The sequence below is a fragment of the Neisseria sp. HMSC067G12 genome (assembly GCF_001812725.1).
GTDB lineage: Bacteria > Pseudomonadota > Gammaproteobacteria > Burkholderiales > Neisseriaceae > Neisseria > Neisseria perflava.
Map to the genome: position 1 here is coordinate 1 of NZ_KV810226.1, position 721 is coordinate 721.

Below are 721 nucleotides of genomic sequence, written 5' to 3' on the forward strand. Positions count from 1 at the left end.
GGGGCAGGGCTGGTGTTTGTTTTTCAGGTATCGCGTGTCTATGCCTAATGCCGCGTGTATTTCCGGCCAGTGGTATTGTGCGGCGGCTTTAATGTCTTGATATGTTGGCTTCATTGCTCTGCCTCCTCTGTTACAGGTTCTAAAACGATTCCGGCTGTCGGGTCTGTTTCCCATATTGCGGGCGTTTCCGGCTCTAGTTGCTCCGTGTCGGCGTGGGCGGGCTGGTTACAGGCTCGGACTACCAAAGCCAAAAGCAACACCCAAAACACCAGCAAGGCGCGGTTTAAATACCGGCGGAAACGGTCGGATTTATTGGTCTGTTTCATGGTTTTATCCTTTGCTCTGCCTCCAGTGTTTCAAAACGTGAATCTAATAAAATCAATAGGTTATAAAAACACTAGGGCGAAGTTTGCCCTATGCCGTCTGAAATAGGCGGCATAAAGGCGGGTAAATTTCAGGGAATAGGTGGGCTTAACCGGCGTGGGTTACGCTGTAAGCAGCCCATTCTTTCAGGCCGTCTGAATCGTCAGGGCGCGGGGACGGGGTCAGTTTGAATGTATCCCGCAAGCTCGGATGACAAATCGAAAGATTCCAAGTTTTCCGCATGGGGGACTAGGGTTTGAATGACTGTGGCAAGTCGTGCCGTGCTTCCGCTCGCACTTATGGGGGTGTCGCGGACGGAATGGTCGGCCATGTTGTCGCAAATGGTGTCGATGATTGC

The 721-nt window shown here is 51.9% G+C and carries 2 protein-coding genes and 1 pseudogene; all 3 read right to left on the reverse strand.

Annotated elements, in window-relative coordinates:
• A pseudogene (locus HMPREF2871_RS12180) lies at positions 1-114 on the reverse strand (DNA primase); the annotation flags it as partial.
• Positions 111-326 (reverse strand): hypothetical protein, encoded by a 216-nt coding sequence (locus tag HMPREF2871_RS09915; RefSeq protein WP_049344711.1) that lies wholly within the window; start codon positions 324-326, stop codon positions 111-113. The pseudogene HMPREF2871_RS12180 and the gene HMPREF2871_RS09915, both read right to left, overlap by 4 nt.
• A gap of 200 nt (positions 327-526) precedes the next feature.
• Positions 527-721, reverse strand: a 195-nt coding sequence (locus HMPREF2871_RS12000) for a hypothetical protein (protein WP_168163338.1), incomplete at its 5' end; no start/stop codon positions are given.

What these genes read in the sequence shown, in the direction of transcription:
- HMPREF2871_RS09915 (WP_049344711.1), bottom strand. Translation starts at nt 326, where the DNA reads ATGAAACAGACCAATAAATCCGACCGTTTCCGCCGGTATTTAAACCGC.